Raw genomic sequence first — 20,448 nt, 5'->3', positions numbered from 1 at the left:
CACGGCTTCGGCGCGCAGCGCCGGCTTGCGATGGATCTGCTCAAATCGTTCATTTCGCTGCTGGCGCTGATCAACCCGATCGGCGCGGTGCCGTTCTTCCTGAGCCTGACGGCGCAGCAGACGGACATCGAGCGGCGGCGTACGATCCGGATCGCGTCGGTGTCGGTGTTCTGCGTGATGACGGTGACGGCGCTGCTCGGGCAGCAGATCATCGACTTCTTCGGCATTTCGGTCGGGTCGCTCGAGGTGGGCGGCGGGATCATCATGCTGCTGATGGCGATCAACATGCTGAACGCGCAGATCGGCAACACGCGATCGACGCCGGAGGAGCGCCACGAGGCCGAGCTGAAGGACAACATCGCGGTCGTGCCGCTGGCGATTCCGCTGCTCACGGGCCCCGGCTCGATCAGCACGGTGATCATCTATGCGGCGAACTCGCATCACTGGTATGAGCGGGCCGGGCTGGTCGCGATCGGCGCGGTCCTGGCTTTTCTGTGTTTCGTCGCGATGCGGCTCGCCGAGCCGATCGCGAACTGGATCGGCCGCACGGGCATCAACATCGCCACGCGGCTGATGGGTCTGATGCTGTCGGCGCTGGCGGTGGAATTCATCGTCAATGGACTGAGGGCGCTACTGCCTGCACTGAGATGAAAACTTCGATTGCGATTGTGGATTATGGGATGGGCAACCTGCGCTCGGTCGCGCAGGCGCTCAAGAAGGCCGAACCGGCCGCCGACGTGGCGATCGTCGACACGCCGGCCGCGATCCGTGCGGCCGACCGTGTCGTGCTGCCCGGCCAGGGCGCGATGCCCGACTGCATGCGCTGCCTGGGCGAATCGGGCCTGCAGGAGGCCGTGATCGAGGCGTCGCGCACGAAGCCGCTGCTCGGCGTGTGCGTCGGCGAGCAGATGCTGTTCGACTGGAGCGCGGAAGGCGACACGAAGGGCCTCGGCCTGTTGCCCGGCAAGGTCGTGCGTTTCGAGCTCGACGGCCGCCTGCAGGACGACGGCTCGCGCTTCAAGGTGCCGCAGATGGGCTGGAACCGCGTGCGCCAGTCGCAGCCGCACCCGCTGTGGGATGGCGTGCCCGACGACGCGTATTTCTACTTCGTGCACAGCTATTACGTGAGCCCGGACAACCCGGCGCATACGGTTGGCGAAACGGCCTACGGTGCGCCGTTTACGTCCGCGGTCGCGCGGGACAACCTCTTCGCGACCCAATTCCACCCCGAGAAAAGCGCGGAGGTCGGGTTGCGTCTGTATCGCAACTTCGTACACTGGAAACCGTGAACGTCGCGTGCGTGCCACAGTCGGCGGGCCGGAAAGGCCTGTCGCACGGGGCTTGCCCGCCAAGACGCCGAAAGAGTTGTACTAAACTAGCGAGACGGCGCGGCACCGGTTTGGCCGGTGCGCGCCGGATTCTTTTCTTTTTCCACGACGACACCCGATTGCTATGTTGCTGATTCCGGCCATCGATCTAAAAGACGGTCAGTGTGTACGCCTCAAACAGGGCGATATGGACCAGGCTACGATTTTCTCCGAGGACCCGGCGGCGATGGCCCGCAAGTGGGTCGATCTCGGCGCCCGGCGGCTCCATCTGGTCGACCTGAACGGCGCCTTCGCCGGCAAGCCGAGGAATCTCGAGGCGATCGAGGCGATCCTCGACGAAGTCGGCGATGAAATCCCCGTGCAGCTCGGCGGCGGCATCCGCAGCCTCGAGACGATCGAGAAGTATCTCGATGCGGGCCTGTCCTACGTGATCATCGGCACCGCGGCCGTGAAGGATCCGGGCTTCCTGCAGGACGCGTGCACCGCGTTCGCCGGCAGCATCATCGTCGGGCTGGACGCGAAGGACGGCAAGGTCGCGACCGACGGCTGGAGCAAGCTGACGGGCCACGAAGTGATCGATCTCGCGAAGAAGTTCGAGGACTACGGCGTCGAATCGATCGTTTACACGGACATCGGGCGCGACGGGATGCTGCAGGGCATCAACATCGAGGCGACCGTGAAGCTTGCGCAGGCGGTCGGCATCCCGGTGATTGCCAGCGGCGGCCTGTCGAACCTCACGGACATCGAGAGCTTGTGCGAAGTGGAAGAGCAAGGCGTCGAAGGCGTGATCTGCGGCCGTGCGATCTACTCCGGCGATCTCGACTTCGCGGCCGCGCAAAAGCGCGCGGACGAACTGAACGGCGAACTCGACAACGCCTGATCGCGGTTGTCCCCTTCGCCGGGGCTGCCTGCGGGCGGCCCCGACCGGAAGCCTCGCGCGAGGCTTCCGCAACCGGCCGTCCCATCGCGGCCTCTGGCGCACCATCATGGCTCTAGCTAAACGCATCATCCCCTGCCTGGACGTGACCGCCGGGCGTGTCGTCAAGGGCGTCAACTTCGTCGAGTTGCGCGACGCGGGCGACCCCGTCGAAATCGCCCGCCGCTACGACGACCAGGGTGCCGACGAACTGACGTTCCTCGACATCACCGCGACGTCCGACCAGCGCGACCTGATCCTGCCGATCATCGAAGCGGTCGCGTCGCAGGTCTTCATTCCGCTGACCGTCGGCGGCGGCGTGCGCGCCGTCGAGGACGTGCGGCGCCTGCTGAACGCGGGCGCGGACAAGGTCAGCATGAATTCGTCGGCGGTCGCGAACCCGCAGCTCGTGCGCGACGCGGCCGACAAGTACGGCTCGCAGTGCATCGTCGTCGCGATCGACGCGAAGCGCGTGTCGGCCGACGGCGAGACGCCGCGCTGGGAAGTCTTCACGCACGGCGGCCGCAAGAACACGGGCCTCGACGCGATCGAATGGGCGCGCAAGATGGCCGAGCTCGGCGCGGGCGAGATCCTGCTCACGAGCATGGACCGCGACGGCACGAAGTCGGGCTTCGACCTCGCGCTCACGCGCGGCGTGTCGGACGCGGTGCCTGTGCCGGTGATCGCGTCGGGCGGTGTCGGCTCGCTGCAGCATCTGGCTGACGGCATCAAGGACGGCCGCGCCGATGCGGTGCTGGCCGCGAGCATCTTCCACTATGGCGAGCACACGGTCGGCGAGGCGAAGCGCTTCATGGCCGACCAGGGCATCCCGGTGAGGCTGTGATGAATACGGAAACGAATGCATTGCCCGCGTGGCTCGACAAGGTCCGCTGGGACGACAACGGCCTCGTGCCGGTGATCGCGCAGGAAGCGTCGACGAACGACGTGCTGATGTTCGCGTGGATGAACCGCGAGGCGCTGGCGAAGACGATCGAGACGCAGCGCGCGGTCTATTATTCGCGCTCGCGCAAGCGCCTGTGGTTCAAGGGCGAGGAGTCGGGCCACGTGCAGCACGTGCACGAGGTGCGGCTCGATTGCGACGAGGACGTCGTGCTGCTGAAGGTCGAGCAGGTGTCGGGCATCGCATGCCACACCGGCCGGCATTCGTGCTTCTTCCAGAAATTCGAAGGCACCGTCGACAGCGGCGATTGGGTCGCGGTCGAGCCGGTGCTGAAAGATCCCGAACACATTTACAAATGACGCAATCGACCGAAGACACGCTGCTGCGCCTCGCGGCCGTGATCGATAGCCGCAAGGGCGGCGACCCCGATCAATCGTACGTATCGCGCCTGTTCCACAAGGGCGACGACGCGGTGCTGAAGAAGATCGGCGAAGAGGCGACGGAAGTCGTGCTGGCCGCGAAGGACGTGCGCCAGGGCGGCGCGCCGACCGCGCTCGTCGGCGAAGTGGCCGACCTGTGGTTCCACTGCCTCGTGATGCTGTCGCATTTCGACCTGAGCCCGGCCGACGTGATCGCCGAGCTCGAACGCCGCGAAGGGCTGTCGGGTATCGAGGAGAAGGCCCTGCGCAAGCGCCGCGAGCGCGAGGAAAACGGCGGTTGACGGACCCTTGTCGCGGGATGGCCACAGTGCGGTAAGCTGTAAGAATTGTCATCTAACGGGGGTAGCATCATGACCGATACGCCAAGCCAGTTTCCGCCGCCGTCGGTGCCGGGGGCCGCGGACGCCGAACGCCTGAACGGGCTGCGCACGTTGACTCACGTGCTCTACGGCCTCTACGCGTTTCATTGGCTCACGGGCGGCGTCACGGGCATCATCGCGATCATCATCAACTACGTGAAGCGCGACGACGTGGCCGGCACGCCGTATGCCGCCCACTTCGAGTGGCAGATCCGCACGTTCTGGCGCGCGCTGATCGCGTACGTGATCGGGTTCGCGCTGATGTTCGTGGTGATCGGATTCGCAGTGATGTTTGTCACATGGATCTGGACGCTGTACCGTATCATCAAGGGTTGGCTGTACCTGAACGACAACAAGCCGCTCGATCCGCAGGCCTGGTTCTGACCGGCCGCGCGCGGGCGTCTGCAGGAGCAACATGAGTCACGATCCGAATTGCCTGTTCTGCAAGATCGCGGCAGGCGAGATCCCGAGCACGAAGGTGCACGAGGACGACGAATTCGTCGCGTTCCGCGATATCCGCCCGGCGGCCGAGACGCACGTGCTCGTGATTCCGCGCCAGCATCTGCCGACGCTGTCGGCGGCGAGCGAGGCCGATGCGCCGATGCTCGGCCGGCTGATGCTGCTCGTCTCGCGTCTCGCCGGCCAGCTCGGCGTCGCGTACACGGGTGGCGAAACCGGTTTCCGTACGGTGATCAACACGGGCCCGGGCGGCGGGCAGGAGGTCTACCACCTGCACGCGCATATCCTGGCCGGCCCGCGCCCCTGGCAGCGGATGGGTTGACGGCGCGGGGCGTTTCCCCGCATCGATAGTCGAAGCCGGCGCGTTGCCGGCGGTTTGCGCCGCGTAGCGGCGTGGTTGAGGAGAGGTTTCATCATGGGTGGATTGAGCATTTGGCACTGGCTGATCGTGCTGCTGATCGTCGCGCTGGTTTTCGGTACGAAGAAGCTGCGCAACATCGGCAACGACCTCGGCAGCGCCGTCAAGGGTTTCAAGGACGGCATGAAGGAAGGCGAAGCACCGGCTGACGCGCAGCAACTGCCGCGCTCGGGCTCGGTCGACGTCAACGCGAAGGAAACGACGCGTTCCGACTCGAACAAGGCGTAACGCCGGTACGCTGACAGGCATTCGCGATGCTGGATCTTGGTCTTTCGAAGATGGCGCTGATCGGCGTCGTCGCGCTCGTGGTGCTCGGCCCCGAGCGCCTGCCGCGCGTCGCGCGTACGGCAGGCGCGCTGTTCGGCCGTGCGCAGCGGTACATCAACGACGTGAAGGCCGAGGTCTCGCGCGAAATCGAACTCGACGCGCTGCGGACGATGAAGACCGATTTCGAGGCGGCCGCGCGCAATGTCGAGACGACGATTCACGACAACCTGCGCGAGCACGAAAAGGACCTGAACGACACGTGGCATTCCGCGGTCGGTGGTCTTAACGAGGCGGCGGGCGACGCCGGTTCTTACGGTTCCGGCACACCCGCGGCGCCGTCGTGGCGCGGCAGCACGGCCGCGCTCGCGCCGAAGCGCCGCAACTGGCGCGTCAAGCAGGCGGCTGCGCCTGCCTGGTACAAGCGCGCGACCACTCGCCGCACGCACGTGCAGTCGGGCGCCGCGCGTGTCGCGCGCCACCAGCCGGCCAGCTTGCGCCGGCCGACGCGCTTCTTCTGAGCCGAGCGCATGCTCGCTCGTCAATCCTACCGAGGGCCGGCGTGAGCGACCCCCAGCAGAACCCGGGCGACGCCCCGGAAGAAACCTTCATTTCCCATCTCGTCGAGCTTCGCGACCGCATCATTCGCGCGGGCGCGGCCGTGATCGTCGTGTTCCTCGGGCTCGTCTACTGGGCACCCGACATCTTCCGGCTGCTCGCGCGGCCGCTGATGCAGAACCTGCCGAAGGACGGCAAGATGATCGTCACCGACGTCACCGGCTCGTTCTTCGTGCCGATGAAGGTCACGATGCTCGTCGCACTCGTGATCGCGCTGCCGATCGTGCTGTACCAGATCTGGGCGTTCGTCGCGCCGGGGCTGTACCAGCACGAGAAAAAGCTCGTCGTGCCGCTCGTCGGCAGCAGCTACGTCCTGTTCCTGTGCGGGATGGCGTTCGCGTACTTCCTCGTGTTCCCGACGATCTTCCGCGTGATGGCGCACTACAACGCGCCGCTCGGGGCGGAAATGACCACCGACATCGACAACTACCTGAGCTTCGTGCTCGGGATGTTCATCGCGTTCGGGGTCACGTTCGAGGTGCCGATCGTCGTCGTGCTGCTCGTCCGGATGGGCGTGCTGTCGCTGAAGAAGCTGAAGGAGATGCGGCCGTACGTGATCGTCGGCGCGTTCGTTGTCGCGGCGGTCGTCACGCCGCCGGACGTGTTCTCGCAACTGATGCTCGCGTTGCCGCTGGTCGTACTGTTCGAGATCGGGCTGCTGGCTGCGCGGTTCTTCGTGCCGAAGAAGCCGGCCGAGGAAGGCGAGGCGGAGAACGGCGAAGCCGCCAGTTGATGATGGGGCGCCGGGCGGCGCGCGGCAGCCGGGCTTCCGGCCAGACCTGAGCGCCCGGCAGCGTGGTCGGTCGGAAAGCGTGTGGAGAAGAGGGCACCGTTCCGGCAACGAGGGTCTTTCGATACAAAGCAAAAGGGCAGCCAAGCGGCTGCCCTTTTTCGTTCCCGGCGGGGTTCGGCACGCGGCTGCGCGCCGCTCGCCTGACGTCATTCGGTATCGCTGTCCTGCTCGTCGAGCGTCTGCTTCGGCGGCGGCGGGCGCTTGCCGATCACGACGCTCACGTCGAATTCCTTGCCCTTGCGCACGACGTGCACCTTGGTCGGCGTGCCCGGCTTGATCTGCGCGACCGTGTTCAGCAGCTTGGTCGTATCGGTGATTTCCTCGCCGTTGACCGTGACCAGGATATCGCCCGGCTTGATGCCGGCCTTGTCGGCCGGGCCGCCCTGCAGCACGCCGGCGACGATCGCGCCCGATTTCTGCGAGAGCCCGAACGACTCGGCGATTTCAGGCGTGACGTCCTGCGGTTCGACGCCGATCCAGCCGCGCGTGACCGAGCCTGACGTGATGATGCTTTCGAGCACCGTGCGCGCGGTCGACACCGGAATCGCGAAACCGATGCCGAGCGAGCCGCCCGAGCGCGAGTAGATCGCGGTGTTGATGCCGAGCAGGTTGCCGTTCACGTCGACCAGCGCGCCGCCCGAGTTGCCGGGGTTGATCGGCGCGTCGGTCTGGATGAAGTTCTCGAACGTGTTGATGCCGAGGTGGTTGCGGCCCAGTGCGCTGATGATCCCCATCGTGACCGTCTGGCCGACGCCGAACGGGTTGCCGATCGCGAGCACGACGTCGCCGACCCGAGACTGGTCGGAGCGGCCGAGCGTGATCGTCGGCAGGTTCGTCATGTTGATCTTCAGCACGGCGAGATCGGTTTCGGGATCGCTGCCGATCACCTTGGCGGTGGCCGTGCGGCCGTCGGCGAGCGCGACTTCGATCTGGTCGGCGCCGTCCACGACGTGCTGGTTCGTTAGAATGTAACCTTCAGGGCTCACGATAACGCCCGAGCCAAGGTTGGCGGCCGGTTCGTCCTGCTGCTTGCGGGCGTTGCGGTCGCCGAAGAAGTAGCGGAACAGCGGATCTTTCGCGCGCGGGTCGGGCGGCAGCGAGCCGTCCTTGCTGGAGAACACGTTGACGACGGCCGGCATCGCCTTCTGCGCGGCTTCGGCGTACGACGTGGTCGCCGGTGCGCCGCCGATGCCCGGCGCGACTTCCCGCAGCGCAACGATCGGCGTGGCGAGCTGCTTGCCGAGCTGTCCTTGCCGTTGCAGCCATTGCGGCTTGAGCGTCACGACGATGAACATCAGCGCGAGCAGCACGGTAACCGCCTGCGCGAAGAACAGCCAGAAGCGTCTAAGCATCTGAATGGATTAGAGGTTTATATGGATCGGATCGAACTTGAATTGTACTTGAACAATACCCTTGAAACCGCGCGCTTCAAGGACTATTGCCCGAATGGCCTGCAGGTCGAGGGGCGCCGCAAGATCGAGAAGATCGCCACCGGCGTGACGGCGTCGGTCGCGTTTCTCGAAGCCGCGCTCGAATGGGGGGCAGATGCCGTGCTCGTCCATCACGGCTATTTCTGGCGCAACGAGCCGCAGCAGATCACGGGCCGCAAGTACCAGCGCCTGAAGCTGCTGCTCGCGAACGACCTGAACCTGTTCGCATTCCATCTGCCGCTCGACGCACACCCCGAATTCGGCAACAACGCGCAGCTCGGCGAGCGGCTCGGGCTGATCGGCGAGCAGCGTTTCGGTGAAGGCGACCTCGGCTGGATGGCAACGCTGCCGATGCCCGTCACGCTCGAGCACTTTGTCGCGAAGGTCGAGCGCACGCTCGGCCGCACGCCGCTCGTGCTCGGCGATCTGGACATGCAGCTGCGCCGCATTGCGTGGTGCACGGGCGCCGCGCAAAGCTATTTCGACGCGGCGATCGATGCCGGCGCGGACGTGTTCCTGACCGGCGAGGTGTCCGAATACGTGACGCACACGGCCGCCGAGAGCGGCGTCGCGTTCGTTGCGGCAGGGCACCATGCGACCGAACGTTACGGAATCCAGGCACTTGGTGCCCACTTGTCCGAAGAATTCGATATCGAACACCTTTTTATCGATATCCATAACCCGGTCTGAATGCCGGATTTGCGGCAGCGCATCGAAATTTCTCAATGTAGCGGATGCTTAAAAGCGAAATGATTTAATCGCTCCGATAGTGGGGGAAAACCCTTAACTATCAATCACTTCGAAGGGAATTTCATCTCCGGGCCTTGTAAATGGCGACTCCATTCGAGCAAACTAGCGGCGGAATGGAAAGTCGTGACGGAAAATCCAACTCAGAAGTGGGGCGTGTGATGCGAGACAAGGAAGAGAAACGCGTCGACAGCGGCCGCCGTACCTGGCTGATTGCGACATCCGTAGCAGGTGGCGTAGGAGGCGTAGCCACCGTCATACCTTTCGCGGCGTCGCTTGCGCCGTCCGCGAAAGCGAAAGCGGCCGGTGCACCGGTCGAGGTCGACATCAGCGGGCTGAAGCCCGGCGAAATGGTCACCGTGCCATGGCGCGGCAAGCCGGTGTGGATCCTGAACCGCACCGATTCGATGCTGGCCGACGTGGTCAAGGCCGACAAGGAAGTGGCCGATCCGACCACCGAAAAGCCCTATACGATGCCGCTGCCCGCGTATTGCGCGAACGAATATCGCTCGCGGGCCGATCGCAAGAACATTCTCGTCGTGATGGCCGTGTGTACGCACCTCGGCTGCACGCCAAGCCAACGCTTCACGCCGGGTCCGCAGCCGAACCTGCCGGACGACTGGCCGGGCGGCTTCCTCTGCCCGTGCCATGGTTCGACCTACGACCTCGCTGGCCGTGTGTTCAAGAACAAGCCGGCGCCTCAGAATCTCGACATCCCGCCCTACATGTTCACGTCGGCAACGACCCTCGTGATCGGCAAGGACGAGAAAGGAGAAGCGTGATGGCCGACAACAAGGAAGTCTCCACGACAGGTCTCACCGGCTGGATCGATCAGCGCTTCCCGCTCACGTCCACCTGGAAGAAGCACGTTTCCGAGTACTACGCGCCGAAGAACTTCAACTTCTGGTACTTCTTCGGCTCCCTCGCGCTGCTGGTGCTCGTCAACCAGATCGTCACGGGCATCTTCCTGACGATGAACTACAAGCCCGACTCGACGCTCGCATTCGCGTCGGTCGAGTACATCATGCGCGAGGTGCCGTGGGGCTGGCTGATCCGCTACATGCATTCCACGGGCGCGTCGATGTTCTTCGTGGTCGTCTACCTGCACATGTTCCGCGGGCTGCTCTACGGGTCGTACCGCAAGCCGCGCGAACTCGTATGGATCTTCGGTTGCGCGATCTTCCTGTGCCTGATGGCCGAGGCGTTCTTCGGTTACCTGCTGCCGTGGGGCCAGATGTCGTTCTGGGGCGCGCAGGTGATCGTGAACCTGTTCTCGGCGATCCCGTTCGTCGGCCCTGACCTGTCGCTGTGGATTCGCGGCGACTACGTCGTGTCGGACGTCACGCTGAACCGCTTCTTCGCATTCCACGTGATCGCGATTCCGCTCGTGCTGGTCGGCCTCGTGATCGCGCACCTCGTCGCGCTTCATGAAGTGGGGTCGAACAACCCGGACGGCATCGAGATCAAGGCGAAGAAGGACGAGAACGGCATTCCGCTCGACGGCATCCCGTTCCACCCGTACTACTCGGTGCACGATTTCCTCGGCGTGTGCGTGTTCCTGATGATCTTCGCGCTGATCGTGTTCTTCTCGCCGGAGATGGGCAGCTACTTCCTCGAGGCGAACAACTTCGTCCCGGCGAACCCGCTGCAGACGCCGCCCGAGATCGCGCCGGTCTGGTACTTCACCGCGTTCTACGCGATGCTGCGCGCGACCACCGACCCGTTCAAGATCGTCCTGATGATCGTGATCGCGCTGCTCGGCGTGCTTGCGCTGATCCGCGCGCGCGGCAAGTGGAAGGCCGGCTTGCCGGTGCTGGCCGCGGCGATCGTCGTGTTCATGTACCTGACGGAGTCGAAGTTCTGGGGCGTCGTCGTGATGGGTTCGGCGGTGATCACGCTGTTCTTCCTGCCGTGGCTCGACCGCAGCCCGGTGAAGTCGATCCGCTACCGGCCGCTGTTCCACAAGGTGTTCCTCGGGATCTTCGTGGTGGCGTTCCTGACCCTCGCGTTCCTCGGCACGCGGCCACCATCGCCGGCGGCCACGCTGATCGCGCAGTGTTGCGCGCTGATCTACTTCGCGTTCTTCCTCGGCATGCCCGTCTGGACGCCGCTTGGCACGTTCAAGCAGCCGCCGGAGCGGGTGCGCTTCAAGCCCCATTAACGTGAGCGAGGAGAGAACGACATGAAGAAACTGCTTTCGACACTCGCGCTGATCGGGGCGACTGCGTGTGCGCTGCTGGTGGCGCCGGCGGTTCGGGCGGAAGGTAATTTTCCGCTCGACCGGGCGCCCGATAACACGGAAAATCTCGTTTCGCTTCAGCACGGCGCGCAATTGTTTGTAAACTATTGCCTGAACTGCCACAGCGCGAACCTGATGCGCTACAACCGTCTGACGGATCTGGGCATATCCCAGAAGGAGATCGAAGCGAATCTCCTGTTCACGACCGACAAGGTCGGCAACACGATGTCCGTCGCGATGCGGCCTGAAGACGCGAAGAACTGGCTCGGCACCTCGCCGCCCGACCTGTCGGTCGAGGAGCGCGCGCGCAGCCGCGACTGGCTGTATACGTATCTGCGCAGCTTCTACCGCGACGATACGCGGCCGACCGGATGGAACAACGCGGTGTTCGAGAACGTCGGCATGCCCCATGTATTGTGGCAACTGCAGGGGCAGCGCACCGCCAAATTCGAAGACAAGACGGACGAGGAGACGGGCGAGAAGGCCCATACGCTCGTCGGCTTCCAGCAGGTCACGCCGGGGACACTGTCCGCGGTGGATTATGATGCTGCGGTTGCCGACCTGGTGGCGTACATGACCTGGATGTCCGAGCCGGCTCAGCAGACCCGCAAACGCCTCGGCGTATGGGTGCTGATCTTTCTCGGTGTCCTGACTTTCCTGGCCTGGCGGCTCAATGCCGCGTACTGGAAAGATATCAAGTAATCACGCCTGACCGGCGTGGGGCCGGCGCAAGGTGGAATCCTGGAGGGGGTTCGCCGCGTGCCGGCCCTCGGCTTTTTTGAGGAAACGCAAACATGATGGTTCTGTATTCCGGCACAACTTGCCCGTTCTCCCAGCGTTGCCGGCTGGTGCTGTTCGAGAAGGGCATGGACTTCGAAATCCGTGACGTCGACCTGTTCAACAAGCCGGAAGACATTTCGGTGATGAACCCGTACGGTCAGGTGCCGATCCTGGTCGAGCGCGACCTGATCCTGTACGAATCGAACATCATCAACGAGTACATCGACGAGCGCTTCCCGCATCCGCAACTGATGCCGGCCGACCCCGTGCAGCGCGCACGTGCACGCCTGTTCCTGCTCAACTTCGAGAAGGAACTGTTCGTCCACGTCAGCACGCTCGAGAACGAGAAGGGCAAGGCAGCGGAGAAGAATCACGAGAAGGCACGCCTCGCGATCCGCGATCGCCTGACGCAGCTCGCGCCGATCTTCGTGAAGAACAAGTACATGCTCGGCGAGGAATTCTCGATGCTCGACGTCGCGATCGCGCCGCTGCTGTGGCGTCTGGATCACTACGGCATCGAACTGTCGAAGAACGCCGCGCCGCTGATGAAGTACGCCGAGCGGATCTTCAGCCGCCCGGCCTACATCGAAGCACTGACGCCGTCCGAAAAGGTCATGCGTCGTTGATGATGCAATGAAGGCAAGACGGGGAGGGCGGCGCGGCGTGCCGCGCGCCCGCTCCGGGTTCGAGGATTGTGATGCAAGAGATTTCAACGAAGCCTTATTTGCTGCGCGCGCTGTACGAGTGGTGCACCGATAACGGTTACACGCCGCATATCGCGGTGAGGGTCGACAACTCGACGCGCGTGCCGCGTCAGTTCGTGCGTGACGGCGAGATCGTGCTCAACATCAGCTTCGAGGCGACGAGCCAGTTGCAGATGGGTAACGAGTGGATCGAGTTCACGGCCCGGTTCTCCGGGAAGGCGCACAAGATCGAGATTCCGGTTGCCAACGTGCTCGCGATCTACGCGCGCGAGAACGGGCAGGGGATGGCGTTCCAGGTCGATGCGGTCGCGGGTGAAGGCGAGGATTCGGGCGCGTTCGACGAAGAAGCCGCGCAGGCGGATGATGTGCCGCGCAACGAAGCGCCTGCTGCGTTGACGCCGGTTGCCGACAGCGGCGCGAACGAGGAACCCTCCGAAGGCGCCGACGAACCGCCGAAAACCGACGGCGATGGCGATGGTTCGAAAGGTGGCAACAGGCCTCGCCTCAAGATCGTGAAATGAGGTAGAATCTCGCGCTACGCCGGCTTAGCTCATCTGGTAGAGCAGTTGATTTGTAATCATCAGGTGGCGGGTTCGAGTCCTGCAGCCGGCACCATATCCAGCAAGGGGTTACGCGATGTTTGCGTAGCCCCTTCGCGTTTCCAATGCTCCCTCTGTGTTTTCAATCAACGTCAGTGAGATGGCTTACCAGCAGCACGCGTAGCGTGCCGTTATGCCAGTCCGCCGTGTCTCGCCAAGCGTCGCTTTGTCTCTAATCCTTCGTCGATCATCTGTTGCGTTGGCAACTACCGAATTCTGTTCAACTGGGACGGCGAGATCAAGGTGGTCGAAATCGAGGAGGTAAAGAAACGCGATGAACGCACGTACTAACATCCAAATCATCAACGGGCCGAACGAAGCGCCGGCCTTTGTGGTGATCCCCGATGCGGAATACATGGCGCAGCGTGACGAAGAGCGCGACCTGATTCCACATGCAGTCGTAAGCGCAACGGTGGATGGGGCAACGCCCCTGCGCGCGTGGCGCGAATATCTCGGGCTGACGCAGGCCGAAGTTGCGACGCGGCTCGACATCAGCCAGTCGGCCTACGCTCAACAGGAGAGCAGCGAGAAGCTGCGCAAGTCGACGCGCGGGAAGATCGCCGCCGCGCTCGGCATCACGGACGCGCAGCTCGACGTCTGACGAGCGGTCGGCCGGCAGTAAAAAGCCGCCAGGCACTTCGGTGCCGGCGGTTTTTTTACGTCCGTCGCCTGTGCGCGGCCTCGGCGGATTAGGGCGCCTCAGAGCGGCCGCCGCCTAGACACACCCACACAAGGGGCGGGCGAGCCCGCCGCGGGGCCGTGGCGGGCCGCCTGACGCGCCGGATGCGCAGTTCCAAGGGCCGGACCCTGCCCCTGGGATGACGATTCAGACCCGGCGCGCGCAGTTGTGACCCCGCCCCACCTGCCCGCAAAAACGAGCGGTTTTTATGCACGCATGCGCAGGCCGCGCGGCGATCGGTGGCGGATTCTTCTATGCACCTTTTTATGCGCCTTGGTTATGCAGTGCCGAAAAAAGCGTTACCGTTTCGACAGATACCCACGACGAGGACGTGAAAATAGTTGCATGTGTTATTAACGTTTGCTAGAGTTCGCTGCATCAAGCCCTTGGCAGTACGCCGACGCACCACATCCAGCGCCGCGCCGAACCCCTGGGCTTTTTTGCGTTCTGGGGTCAGAAAAAAGAGAACAGGCGGGGACAACGATGCCAACAGCGATCCTTATTGACGGGGCATTTTTCATCAAGCGCTTTCGCGCAATCGAACCGCAGAACGCCCACAATGCGCGGCGAGCCGCGGAATGCGCGCACCGATGGGCGTGTGCTCACCTGACACCCCCAACACCCAGGCCAGGGCGACGTAACGCTGGCGACCCTCCCGCTTTAGATCGTCAGCGTAATCGCCAGCAACGACGAGAGTTGTATCGCATCTTCTTCTACGATTGCCCACCGCTCGAGATGAAGATGCACAACCCCATCAGCAAGAAGGCGGTGGATTTCGGCAAATCGCCCGAAGCGGCTTTCCGTCTCGAACTGCACGAGCACCTTCGCGGCATGCGGAAGGTTGCACTGCGTTTGGGGCATCTATCGGCGTTTGCTCAGTGGGCCATCAAGCCCAACAAAGTGGCCGATCTCCTCGCCGGGCGGATCGAAATGAAGGACATCACGCCTGAGGATGTGACAGTCGACGTGCGTCAGAAGGGCGTAGACATGCGGATCGGCGTGGACGTGTCGTCCTTGGCCTTCAAGAAGCAGGTGGATCAGATTGTTTTGATCGCAGGCGACGCCGATTTCGTCCCCGCTGCAAAACAGGCGCGCCGCGAGGGCATCGATTTCATCCTCGATCCGATGTGGCAGCGCATTCCGCCGAATCTCAACGAACATATCGACGGGCTACGCTCGACCTGCCCGCAACAACAGCGCAGACCGATCCAACAGGCCGCAGCGCAGCCCGCGCAACAAGTCGGCGAGTAGGTCTACCGGTCCGCGGCATCTTCGTTCTATGCTGCCGACGCCCGATCAGCTCAATCTGATAATGGTGTCTGACCAGCGCATGTAAAACAGCATGTATGGCTCGCGAATGTTCAGAATCTCGTTGTCGCTATCCCATTCGATCAGCACCTTCGACTGACCGTCATTCGCGAGTTGCGAAATGTGGAAACAGGCTCCGGAGGTGCTTGAGCCTGACGGCGTCATGGACTCGCACACGTTCCCGATTCGCGCCAGCAGTTGCGAGTACGTGAACCGGAGCTGCGGCGGATCTGCCGCAAGCGCGCGCAACACGATCGTGTATACATCGCCGTTATCTCCGTCGGCTAGTCTGTAGTTCAACCGTTCTGTTCCGCGTGTTTTCGGGCCTTCGCGCAGTTTTTCGATGGTGCTGGAAAAGTCAGTGCTGGACGTGCGGCTACACACGTCTTTGATGAATTGTTTGTCGTGAGGCACGTCGAGCGCTGCCTGCCTCGTTTCTCGCGTGTCAAGTTGGAAGCAAGCATTCAGACATATCGATTGCATAAGCTGTGGCGACCCGGCAGCCTCGCCGGCAAAAGCCTTCATAAGTTCGGGTTCGACCGTTAGGCCGAGCTCGGCAAATCCACGTTCGGCGATCTGCGTCAACGTCGGTGTATCCCAATAGTCGAAGTCGATGGCTACAAACCGTCCCTGCAGGTCGGGATTCGCGCGCAGTATGTCCTCGGAATGGTACGGAACCGACGCGCAGACTATCTCGACGCCTTTGTCGATCGCCTCTTTGATATGTTCTGCGACTTGCTTCTGCACGTCCCGTGGGATGTAGTGAAAGTCGTCGATGAAAACTACGAGACCCGTCCCGGCGAGTTCCTTAATCAGCAACTGTAGGTGATCAAAGCCAACCGCCGTGACAGTTTCTACGGCCTTTGATCCTGATGCGTGCGTGACGTTACCGCTCAGCTCGACGCCGGTGCCAAAAAGCTTAAGTTGACCTTTGCCGCCACCGCTCCCTGACGTCGAACTGTTCGATTCGGCCGACGATGTGGTTGGGACGGTCGTACCGATCTGGTGGAACACTTTCAGCCAGAGTTGATCTGGCGATTGCACGCTCGCACCCGTTATGGACACTAGGTTGTCGGCACCGACGACGTTGCGGACGAAAACTGTCTTGCCAGACTTCGACGGCCCGGAGATCGTGATGAGCAGACGCTGCTCGCGCGCATCCTTGAGAGTCTGCTCTCGGCGCTCGAGGTGATCACGAACAAAGGTAACGGTGGGCGTCTGCCCGGGGGTGAAAACTTCGGTCGCCCGCATGCACTGGTTCCCCATATAGTGGTGCATAATCATCCATCGGACGAACTCGTGGCGCAAGCGTTGGCGGTCCTTGGCCGCGTTTCCAATACAACGGAAGGCCCCACCGGACAAGGCGGTGAAGCTCCTGTAATTCGCGGTATTGGAAACGCGAAAATTCCATAAGCTATTGTTATGCTTGATGATTTCAAGTGCTTTGTAATCATCAGGTGGCGGGTTCGAGTCCTGCAGCCGGCACCAAATTGAACGAAGGGCCGGGAGATTGATTCTCCCGGCCCTTCTTCGTTTCAGCGTCCACTTTCCCGGCCCGCGGGTTGTCGTTTGTTCCGTTCAGCGACATGTAGCCTGGCCAATCGCTTCGGCATCGATACGTGTCGGTGACCGCTGCACGTGCCCGTTACATGGGCCGTGCGTCGTCGTCGAGGGCGACGGGCAGTTCGATATCGAGGGGGCACAGGCGGTGTTCGAAGGTCACAAGACCTCATGTGGCGCCGTTCTGATTTCATCGTTGCCGACTTCGGGACGCTCGTGATTAGAACCGCCCGGACAGCCGCATCGAGGTGACAGAGGGTTCGGCCCAGTTACCCGCCACGCTGTCCGGCGAAGGGCTGCGCGATGCATGGCGCAGCCCTTCGTCATTTCCACGCCACGCTTCAGTTGGCCGGCTGAGCGGGCGTCCCTGCACTCATCTGCACCACATGCGCGGCGCGCAGCGTATCGCCAAACATCTTTCCCATCGCCGCACCGCACTTCTTCGCGAGACTGTCCGAATCGAGACACGTCTCCCCATCGGCGCGCGCCTTGTAGACCGGCTTGATCGTGTAGCGGGTACCGCCCGGCTTGTCACCGGTCGCCGGGACGAAGGTCGTCGTCACATTCGATACCTCCATTTGCCACGTCGCGCTGATGGGCGTGCCGTAACGCGCCGTCCCGGACTCCGTGAACAGGCGGATCGTATGACTCGGCTTCATGGCCCGCAGTGCCGCAGGTACCGGATTCACGAACTTCATCTCGTCCAGCTCGACGACTTTCGTCGGCACACCGGCCAGTGCAGTCTGGATGCCTTCACCCAGTCCTGAGAGATACGCGCGCCCTTCGCTGCCGAACTCGGGCCCGTCGAATGCCTTGCCGTCCACGACGACCAGGATCGCGGTCGCTTCTGTCGGCGCGATGCCCGCGGTGTTCTCGCCGATAAGGTTGGGTGTGGCGACGCAGCCGCTTACGAGCGCTGCAACCACGCATGTCGTCAATCCACGGAGTGTTTTCATTGTTTTCAGGGCAGGCCGGTGGGGAGGACGTCGTGTCGACTCGAGGCGATACAGTCGAGCGCAACGTGATCGCGCGATTGTGTTGGATGGGGCGCTGTTTGCCAACGTGTCGTTCACGCTTTGTCGGAACGTAACCTTGTTACACGTGCCGCAAGCAGACACCTATCACATCTGCCTGAACAACCCCGCATACGCCCGACTGACCGGCAGCATTTCCCGCTGCCCGTGCACGCGAATCCGCAATCCCCCCAGCAGATCGCGCTCGACACGATCGATCGCTGCGTACGCAACGATCACGCCGCGATGCACCTGCGCGAACCGCTCCGGATCGAGCCGTTGCATCAGTTCCTTCAGCGGCGTGCGAATCACGAGCCGTTCGCCGGCCGTGACGACTTCCGTGTATTTCTCCGACGCCTGGAAATACAGCACGTCGTCGACCGATACGAGTCGCGTCGCATCCTTCACGCCCACGGTCAGCCAGCGGATCGGTGCGGCATCCCGCGATTGCGCCGCCTGAGCAAACGCTTCGGCATGCGCGACAGCCAGCCCGCCGCGCTGAAGCTTCGCGATACAGCGCAGCAGCCGCTCGTCCGTCACCGGTTTCAGCAGGTAGTCGACTGCCGCGCGATCGAACGCGTCGACCGCATATTCGTCGTAGGCCGTGACGAACACGACATGCACGTCCGGAGCCAGCGCGGCGAGCTTCAACCCGTCGATGCCGGGCATCCGGATGTCGAGAAACGCGATGTCCGGGCGCGGCGACGCGTTCAGCGCAGCCAGCGTTTCGATACCGTTGCGCGGCATCGAAACGATTTCCAGTTCGGGCCAGAGCTGCCCCAGCCGCTGCGCAAGCGAGGCGGACAGGTTCGGTTCGTCGTCAGCGATGAGGGCGGTCGGCATGTCAGTCGATCGGAATCAGCAGCGTAGCGGTAACGCCATGCGCGGCGGCGGTGTTCGTCTCGACGGAGACGCGCCCGCGCTCGCCGTGCAGCGTCCGGATGCGCGCGGCGACGTTGGCGAGCCCGACGCCGCCGTGCAGGCTCGAGCCGCCCTTGCCGAGGCCGACGCCCGTGTCGATCACGTTCAACACCAGCGCATCGCCACGCATCCTGCCGCGAATCACGATCACGCCGCCGTCGATCGACGGCTCGATCCCGTGCAGCAGCGCATTCTCGACGAGCGGTTGCAGCAGCAGCGGCGAGAATGGCAGCGCGTGCAGATCCGCCGGCACGTCGATCGTATAGGAAAGCCGCTCGGCGAGCCGGATCGACGCGATCTTCAGCAACGCCTCGACGAGCTCGAGCTCCTCGCCGAGCGTCGACGTCGCATCGCGCGTGCGCCGCAGGCTCGCGCGCAGGTAGCGGTTCAGGCTGTCGAGCATCGTCGATGCGCGAGCCGGATCGCGCTCGATCAGGCTCTGCACGTTCGCGAGCGTATTGAACAGGAAGTGCGGCTCGATCTGCGCCTGCAACAGCGCGAGGCGCGCGGCCGTCTCGGCCTGGCGCGCTTCGGCGGCTTCGCGTCGTTCGGTCTCGAGCGTCGCACGCATGCGCATGGATTGCAGGAACAGCGAAACGCACACGAACAGGATCGCCGAAATGAGAAACGACGGCCCGTAGTTGTCCCACGTTCCGAGGCGGGCGCGCCCGAACACGTGCGGCACGTTTCCGCGGACGATCGTCGCCGAGATCTCGAAACCGATGAGCACGCTGGCCGGCGCGATCACGACGGTCTTCAGCGCGAGCCCCGGCTTGCGCGGCAGCAGCCGGTCGGCGGCATGGCTGAACAGGAGCGCGCAGAACCCGATCACGTTGGCGACGACGAGGTAGGGCAGCAGCGGTTCGTTGAAATGAAGGGCCCAGAAACCGAGGCCGACGACCGAGTTGAAGCACGCGAACGCGAGCAGCGCGGCCGGATCGCGCAGCGGCCGCGGCGGGGCGTCGGCGGGTGGCTGCGGAATCGGCGACGGGTCGGATGTGGCTCGCATGGTGTCGGGTGAAGGTGGGCGCGCGTTGCGCTGATGGCTAGACCTTACTGCCGGAGGGGCCGATTGAGCGCGAGTTGCGACGAACGGCGCGCGGCTTCGACGAAGCGCTTCGGCTGCCGACGGTTGGCCGGTTTCCGTCACGAGTGTAGTGGAAGGCGCTGCGGAAGGACACGGGGCGTTGCCGGTTGCGCGTCGAGCACGAAGCACGGACTGGTTCTGATGTCGCCGGCCGCCGGATTCGATGGCGCGTCAGTCGTCCCGATTCGCCAGACGATCATCGCCGCGACGCGCAACTCGTCCGCGAATTCCCGCCTCCCGTCGCAAGCCGCGCCGCCTGACAGGATCGAGCAGTACGGTGTTGCCGTGTCCACTCCGATCAGGCGACTCCGACCATGTCCACGCTCCTTCACCTGAAGCCTTACGTGTACGTAATGTTCTGCGTGCTGCTCTATATCGGCGTCAAGCGCTGTTTCCCACGCGAGGTGCCGGCGGCACGACCGCTGATCTCGCCTATCGCGTTCGGGATGCTCGGCATCGTCAGCCTGAACGGCCTCTTTCCGCGTGCCGGCATCGACTCGAACGCGATTGCGCTGGCGGCTGTCCTGGGTGGTGTGGCGCTGGGCTGGCTGCACGCGAGCCGGTGGCGGCTCGAGTACCGTCTGGCCGCGTCGGGCCTGCGTGTGCGCCTGCCCGGCGACGCGAGCCTGCTCGTCACGCTGATGCTGACGTTCGTCGCCGAAACCGGCATCCATTACGCGGTCGCCGTGCACGCGCCGTGGGCGGCGACGAGCGGCTTCGTGATGCTGTCGTTCGCGGTATGGGGCGTGCTCATCGGGATGACGCTCGGGCGCGCGGTGAACGTGGTCGTGCGCTGCATGCGCCATGCGAACGGATCGGCGCGCGGCGGGTTCCCGTATTCTGTCGATCCGCGATGAAGGGCGCGAGACAGCCGGCGAGCAGGTA

26 protein-coding genes and 1 tRNA gene are annotated in these 20,448 nt (G+C 63.6%); 22 read left to right on the top strand and 5 right to left on the bottom strand.

Going from position 1 to position 20,448, the window contains the following annotated elements; translation table 11 throughout:
* Positions 1-30 precede the first annotated feature (30 nt).
* The 11 genes from HAV18_RS37115 (at position 31) to tatC (ending at position 6,436) form a co-directional block, all read left to right on the top strand.
* Positions 31-651 (top strand): YchE family NAAT transporter, encoded by a 621-nt coding sequence (locus HAV18_RS37115; RefSeq protein ID WP_059522287.1) that lies wholly within the window; start codon positions 31-33, stop codon positions 649-651.
* Complete coding sequence (gene hisH, locus HAV18_RS37110; RefSeq protein WP_044845955.1) at positions 648-1,289, top strand: imidazole glycerol phosphate synthase subunit HisH; 642 nt, start codon at positions 648-650, stop codon at positions 1,287-1,289. Before HAV18_RS37115 ends, hisH begins: the two co-directional genes overlap by 4 nt.
* 163 nt (positions 1,290-1,452) lie before the next feature.
* Positions 1,453-2,208, top strand: coding sequence for a 1-(5-phosphoribosyl)-5-[(5-phosphoribosylamino)methylideneamino]imidazole-4-carboxamide isomerase (hisA, locus tag HAV18_RS37105; RefSeq protein ID WP_166965683.1), 756 nt, complete (start codon positions 1,453-1,455; stop codon positions 2,206-2,208).
* 106 nt (positions 2,209-2,314) lie between these two features.
* Positions 2,315-3,088 (top strand): imidazole glycerol phosphate synthase subunit HisF, encoded by a 774-nt coding sequence (gene hisF / locus HAV18_RS37100; RefSeq protein WP_011350732.1) that lies wholly within the window; start codon positions 2,315-2,317, stop codon positions 3,086-3,088.
* Complete coding sequence (gene hisI, locus HAV18_RS37095; protein ID WP_039366640.1) at positions 3,088-3,504, top strand: phosphoribosyl-AMP cyclohydrolase; 417 nt, start codon at positions 3,088-3,090, stop codon at positions 3,502-3,504. The genes hisF and hisI overlap by 1 nt, the downstream gene beginning before the upstream one ends.
* On the top strand, positions 3,501-3,866 hold the full coding sequence (locus HAV18_RS37090; RefSeq protein WP_006485344.1) for a phosphoribosyl-ATP diphosphatase: 366 nt from the start codon (positions 3,501-3,503) through the stop codon (positions 3,864-3,866). Before hisI ends, HAV18_RS37090 begins: the two co-directional genes overlap by 4 nt.
* 69 nt (positions 3,867-3,935) lie before the next feature.
* Positions 3,936-4,328, top strand: a complete 393-nt coding sequence (locus HAV18_RS37085; RefSeq protein WP_011350734.1) for a DUF4870 domain-containing protein — start codon at positions 3,936-3,938, stop codon at positions 4,326-4,328.
* A 31-nt stretch (positions 4,329-4,359) separates the two neighbouring features.
* Positions 4,360-4,725 carry a histidine triad nucleotide-binding protein gene (locus HAV18_RS37080; RefSeq protein ID WP_021161851.1) on the top strand — a complete coding sequence of 122 codons (366 nt, stop codon included), beginning with the start codon at positions 4,360-4,362 and terminating at the stop codon, positions 4,723-4,725.
* A 93-nt stretch (positions 4,726-4,818) separates the two neighbouring features.
* Positions 4,819-5,049 (top strand): Sec-independent protein translocase subunit TatA, encoded by a 231-nt coding sequence (gene tatA / locus HAV18_RS37075; RefSeq protein ID WP_011350736.1) that lies wholly within the window; start codon positions 4,819-4,821, stop codon positions 5,047-5,049.
* 26 nt (positions 5,050-5,075) lie between these two features.
* Positions 5,076-5,606, top strand: a complete 531-nt coding sequence (gene tatB, locus HAV18_RS37070; RefSeq protein ID WP_166965680.1) for a Sec-independent protein translocase protein TatB — start codon at positions 5,076-5,078, stop codon at positions 5,604-5,606.
* Between the two features lie 41 nt (positions 5,607-5,647).
* Positions 5,648-6,436, top strand: a complete 789-nt coding sequence (gene tatC, locus HAV18_RS37065) for a twin-arginine translocase subunit TatC (RefSeq protein WP_166965677.1) — start codon at positions 5,648-5,650, stop codon at positions 6,434-6,436.
* A gap of 206 nt (positions 6,437-6,642) precedes the next feature.
* On the opposite strand, the gene HAV18_RS37060 is transcribed toward tatC, so the two are convergent.
* Positions 6,643-7,848: a Do family serine endopeptidase gene (locus HAV18_RS37060; protein ID WP_166965675.1), complete on the bottom strand. Its 1,206-nt coding sequence runs from the start codon at positions 7,846-7,848 to the stop codon at positions 6,643-6,645.
* A 21-nt stretch (positions 7,849-7,869) separates the two neighbouring features.
* Between HAV18_RS37060 and HAV18_RS37055 the strand changes: the two genes are divergently transcribed.
* The 9 genes from HAV18_RS37055 (at position 7,870) to HAV18_RS37010 (ending at position 14,925) form a co-directional block, all read left to right on the top strand.
* Positions 7,870-8,616, top strand: a complete 747-nt coding sequence (locus HAV18_RS37055; protein WP_166965673.1) for a Nif3-like dinuclear metal center hexameric protein — start codon at positions 7,870-7,872, stop codon at positions 8,614-8,616.
* Positions 8,617-8,834: 218 nt separating this feature from the next.
* Positions 8,835-9,455 carry a ubiquinol-cytochrome c reductase iron-sulfur subunit gene (gene petA / locus HAV18_RS37050; protein WP_021161845.1) on the top strand — a complete coding sequence of 207 codons (621 nt, stop codon included), beginning with the start codon at positions 8,835-8,837 and terminating at the stop codon, positions 9,453-9,455.
* Positions 9,452-10,834, top strand: a complete 1,383-nt coding sequence (locus tag HAV18_RS37045; RefSeq protein ID WP_347814799.1) for a cytochrome bc complex cytochrome b subunit — start codon at positions 9,452-9,454, stop codon at positions 10,832-10,834. The genes petA and HAV18_RS37045 overlap by 4 nt, the downstream gene beginning before the upstream one ends.
* Before the next feature lie 21 nt (positions 10,835-10,855).
* Positions 10,856-11,614 carry a cytochrome c1 gene (locus HAV18_RS37040; RefSeq protein WP_166965669.1) on the top strand — a complete coding sequence of 253 codons (759 nt, stop codon included), beginning with the start codon at positions 10,856-10,858 and terminating at the stop codon, positions 11,612-11,614.
* Between the two features lie 92 nt (positions 11,615-11,706).
* Positions 11,707-12,318, top strand: a complete 612-nt coding sequence (locus HAV18_RS37035; protein ID WP_006400565.1) for a glutathione S-transferase N-terminal domain-containing protein — start codon at positions 11,707-11,709, stop codon at positions 12,316-12,318.
* A 71-nt stretch (positions 12,319-12,389) separates the two neighbouring features.
* The gene (locus HAV18_RS37030; protein ID WP_166965667.1) at positions 12,390-12,917 is read left to right on the top strand and encodes a ClpXP protease specificity-enhancing factor; all 528 of its coding nucleotides are present in this window, start codon (positions 12,390-12,392) and stop codon (positions 12,915-12,917) included.
* 18 nt (positions 12,918-12,935) lie between these two features.
* Positions 12,936-13,011, top strand: a tRNA-Thr gene (locus tag HAV18_RS37025).
* Positions 13,012-13,269: 258 nt separating this feature from the next.
* On the top strand, positions 13,270-13,596 hold the full coding sequence (locus tag HAV18_RS37015) for a helix-turn-helix domain-containing protein (RefSeq protein WP_166965665.1): 327 nt from the start codon (positions 13,270-13,272) through the stop codon (positions 13,594-13,596).
* 819 nt (positions 13,597-14,415) lie between these two features.
* Positions 14,416-14,925, top strand: coding sequence for an NYN domain-containing protein (locus HAV18_RS37010; RefSeq protein ID WP_243771841.1), 510 nt, complete (start codon positions 14,416-14,418; stop codon positions 14,923-14,925).
* Positions 14,926-14,970: 45 nt separating this feature from the next.
* Here HAV18_RS37010 and HAV18_RS37005 read toward each other — a convergent pair whose 3' ends face one another.
* Complete coding sequence (locus tag HAV18_RS37005) at positions 14,971-16,233, bottom strand: hypothetical protein (protein ID WP_166965660.1); 1,263 nt, start codon at positions 16,231-16,233, stop codon at positions 14,971-14,973.
* A 262-nt stretch (positions 16,234-16,495) separates the two neighbouring features.
* Here HAV18_RS37005 and HAV18_RS40430 point away from each other — a divergent pair, with 262 nt between their 5' ends.
* Positions 16,496-16,762, top strand: coding sequence for a PAAR domain-containing protein (locus HAV18_RS40430; RefSeq protein WP_407062454.1), 267 nt, complete (start codon positions 16,496-16,498; stop codon positions 16,760-16,762).
* A 121-nt stretch (positions 16,763-16,883) separates the two neighbouring features.
* Here the strand turns inward: HAV18_RS40430 and HAV18_RS36995 are convergent, their stop codons facing one another.
* From HAV18_RS36995 to HAV18_RS36985, 3 genes are all read right to left on the bottom strand, one after another.
* Complete coding sequence (locus tag HAV18_RS36995) at positions 16,884-17,498, bottom strand: hypothetical protein (RefSeq protein ID WP_166965658.1); 615 nt, start codon at positions 17,496-17,498, stop codon at positions 16,884-16,886.
* Positions 17,499-17,663: 165 nt separating this feature from the next.
* Positions 17,664-18,398: a LytTR family DNA-binding domain-containing protein gene (locus HAV18_RS36990; RefSeq protein WP_166965656.1), complete on the bottom strand. Its 735-nt coding sequence runs from the start codon at positions 18,396-18,398 to the stop codon at positions 17,664-17,666.
* 1 nt (position 18,399) lies between these two features.
* Positions 18,400-19,485 carry a sensor histidine kinase gene (locus HAV18_RS36985; RefSeq protein WP_166965654.1) on the bottom strand — a complete coding sequence of 362 codons (1,086 nt, stop codon included), beginning with the start codon at positions 19,483-19,485 and terminating at the stop codon, positions 18,400-18,402.
* Between the two features lie 392 nt (positions 19,486-19,877).
* On the opposite strand from HAV18_RS36985, the gene HAV18_RS36980 reads away from it, so the two are divergent.
* Positions 19,878-20,420, top strand: coding sequence for a DUF6622 family protein (locus tag HAV18_RS36980; RefSeq protein ID WP_166965652.1), 543 nt, complete (start codon positions 19,878-19,880; stop codon positions 20,418-20,420).
* Positions 20,421-20,448 lie beyond the last annotated feature (28 nt).

The sequence above is a fragment of the Burkholderia sp. D-99 genome, from assembly GCF_011605345.1.
Taxonomy (GTDB): Bacteria; Pseudomonadota; Gammaproteobacteria; order Burkholderiales; family Burkholderiaceae; genus Burkholderia.
This window is presented reverse-complemented; position numbering and strand designations above follow the sequence as displayed.

What these genes read in the sequence shown, in the direction of transcription:
- HAV18_RS37115 (WP_059522287.1), top strand. Translation starts at nt 31, where the DNA reads ATGGATCTGCTCAAATCGTTCATTTCGCTGCTGGCGCTGATCAACCCG.
- hisH (WP_044845955.1), top strand. Translation starts at nt 648, where the DNA reads ATGAAAACTTCGATTGCGATTGTGGATTATGGGATGGGCAACCTGCGC.
- hisA (WP_166965683.1), top strand. Translation starts at nt 1,453, where the DNA reads ATGTTGCTGATTCCGGCCATCGATCTAAAAGACGGTCAGTGTGTACGC.
- hisF (WP_011350732.1), top strand. Translation starts at nt 2,315, where the DNA reads ATGGCTCTAGCTAAACGCATCATCCCCTGCCTGGACGTGACCGCCGGG.
- hisI (WP_039366640.1), top strand. Translation starts at nt 3,088, where the DNA reads ATGAATACGGAAACGAATGCATTGCCCGCGTGGCTCGACAAGGTCCGC.
- HAV18_RS37090 (WP_006485344.1), top strand. Translation starts at nt 3,501, where the DNA reads ATGACGCAATCGACCGAAGACACGCTGCTGCGCCTCGCGGCCGTGATC.
- HAV18_RS37085 (WP_011350734.1), top strand. Translation starts at nt 3,936, where the DNA reads ATGACCGATACGCCAAGCCAGTTTCCGCCGCCGTCGGTGCCGGGGGCC.
- HAV18_RS37080 (WP_021161851.1), top strand. Translation starts at nt 4,360, where the DNA reads ATGAGTCACGATCCGAATTGCCTGTTCTGCAAGATCGCGGCAGGCGAG.
- tatA (WP_011350736.1), top strand. Translation starts at nt 4,819, where the DNA reads ATGGGTGGATTGAGCATTTGGCACTGGCTGATCGTGCTGCTGATCGTC.
- tatB (WP_166965680.1), top strand. Translation starts at nt 5,076, where the DNA reads ATGCTGGATCTTGGTCTTTCGAAGATGGCGCTGATCGGCGTCGTCGCG.
- HAV18_RS37060 (WP_166965675.1), bottom strand. Translation starts at nt 7,848, where the DNA reads ATGCTTAGACGCTTCTGGCTGTTCTTCGCGCAGGCGGTTACCGTGCTG.
- HAV18_RS37055 (WP_166965673.1), top strand. Translation starts at nt 7,870, where the DNA reads ATGGATCGGATCGAACTTGAATTGTACTTGAACAATACCCTTGAAACC.
- petA (WP_021161845.1), top strand. Translation starts at nt 8,835, where the DNA reads ATGCGAGACAAGGAAGAGAAACGCGTCGACAGCGGCCGCCGTACCTGG.
- HAV18_RS37040 (WP_166965669.1), top strand. Translation starts at nt 10,856, where the DNA reads ATGAAGAAACTGCTTTCGACACTCGCGCTGATCGGGGCGACTGCGTGT.
- HAV18_RS37035 (WP_006400565.1), top strand. Translation starts at nt 11,707, where the DNA reads ATGATGGTTCTGTATTCCGGCACAACTTGCCCGTTCTCCCAGCGTTGC.
- HAV18_RS37030 (WP_166965667.1), top strand. Translation starts at nt 12,390, where the DNA reads ATGCAAGAGATTTCAACGAAGCCTTATTTGCTGCGCGCGCTGTACGAG.
- HAV18_RS37015 (WP_166965665.1), top strand. Translation starts at nt 13,270, where the DNA reads ATGAACGCACGTACTAACATCCAAATCATCAACGGGCCGAACGAAGCG.
- HAV18_RS37010 (WP_243771841.1), top strand. Translation starts at nt 14,416, where the DNA reads ATGCACAACCCCATCAGCAAGAAGGCGGTGGATTTCGGCAAATCGCCC.
- HAV18_RS37005 (WP_166965660.1), bottom strand. Translation starts at nt 16,233, where the DNA reads ATGCGGGCGACCGAAGTTTTCACCCCCGGGCAGACGCCCACCGTTACC.
- HAV18_RS36995 (WP_166965658.1), bottom strand. Translation starts at nt 17,498, where the DNA reads ATGAAAACACTCCGTGGATTGACGACATGCGTGGTTGCAGCGCTCGTA.
- HAV18_RS36990 (WP_166965656.1), bottom strand. Translation starts at nt 18,398, where the DNA reads ATGCCGACCGCCCTCATCGCTGACGACGAACCGAACCTGTCCGCCTCG.
- HAV18_RS36985 (WP_166965654.1), bottom strand. Translation starts at nt 19,485, where the DNA reads ATGCGAGCCACATCCGACCCGTCGCCGATTCCGCAGCCACCCGCCGAC.
- HAV18_RS36980 (WP_166965652.1), top strand. Translation starts at nt 19,878, where the DNA reads ATGTCCACGCTCCTTCACCTGAAGCCTTACGTGTACGTAATGTTCTGC.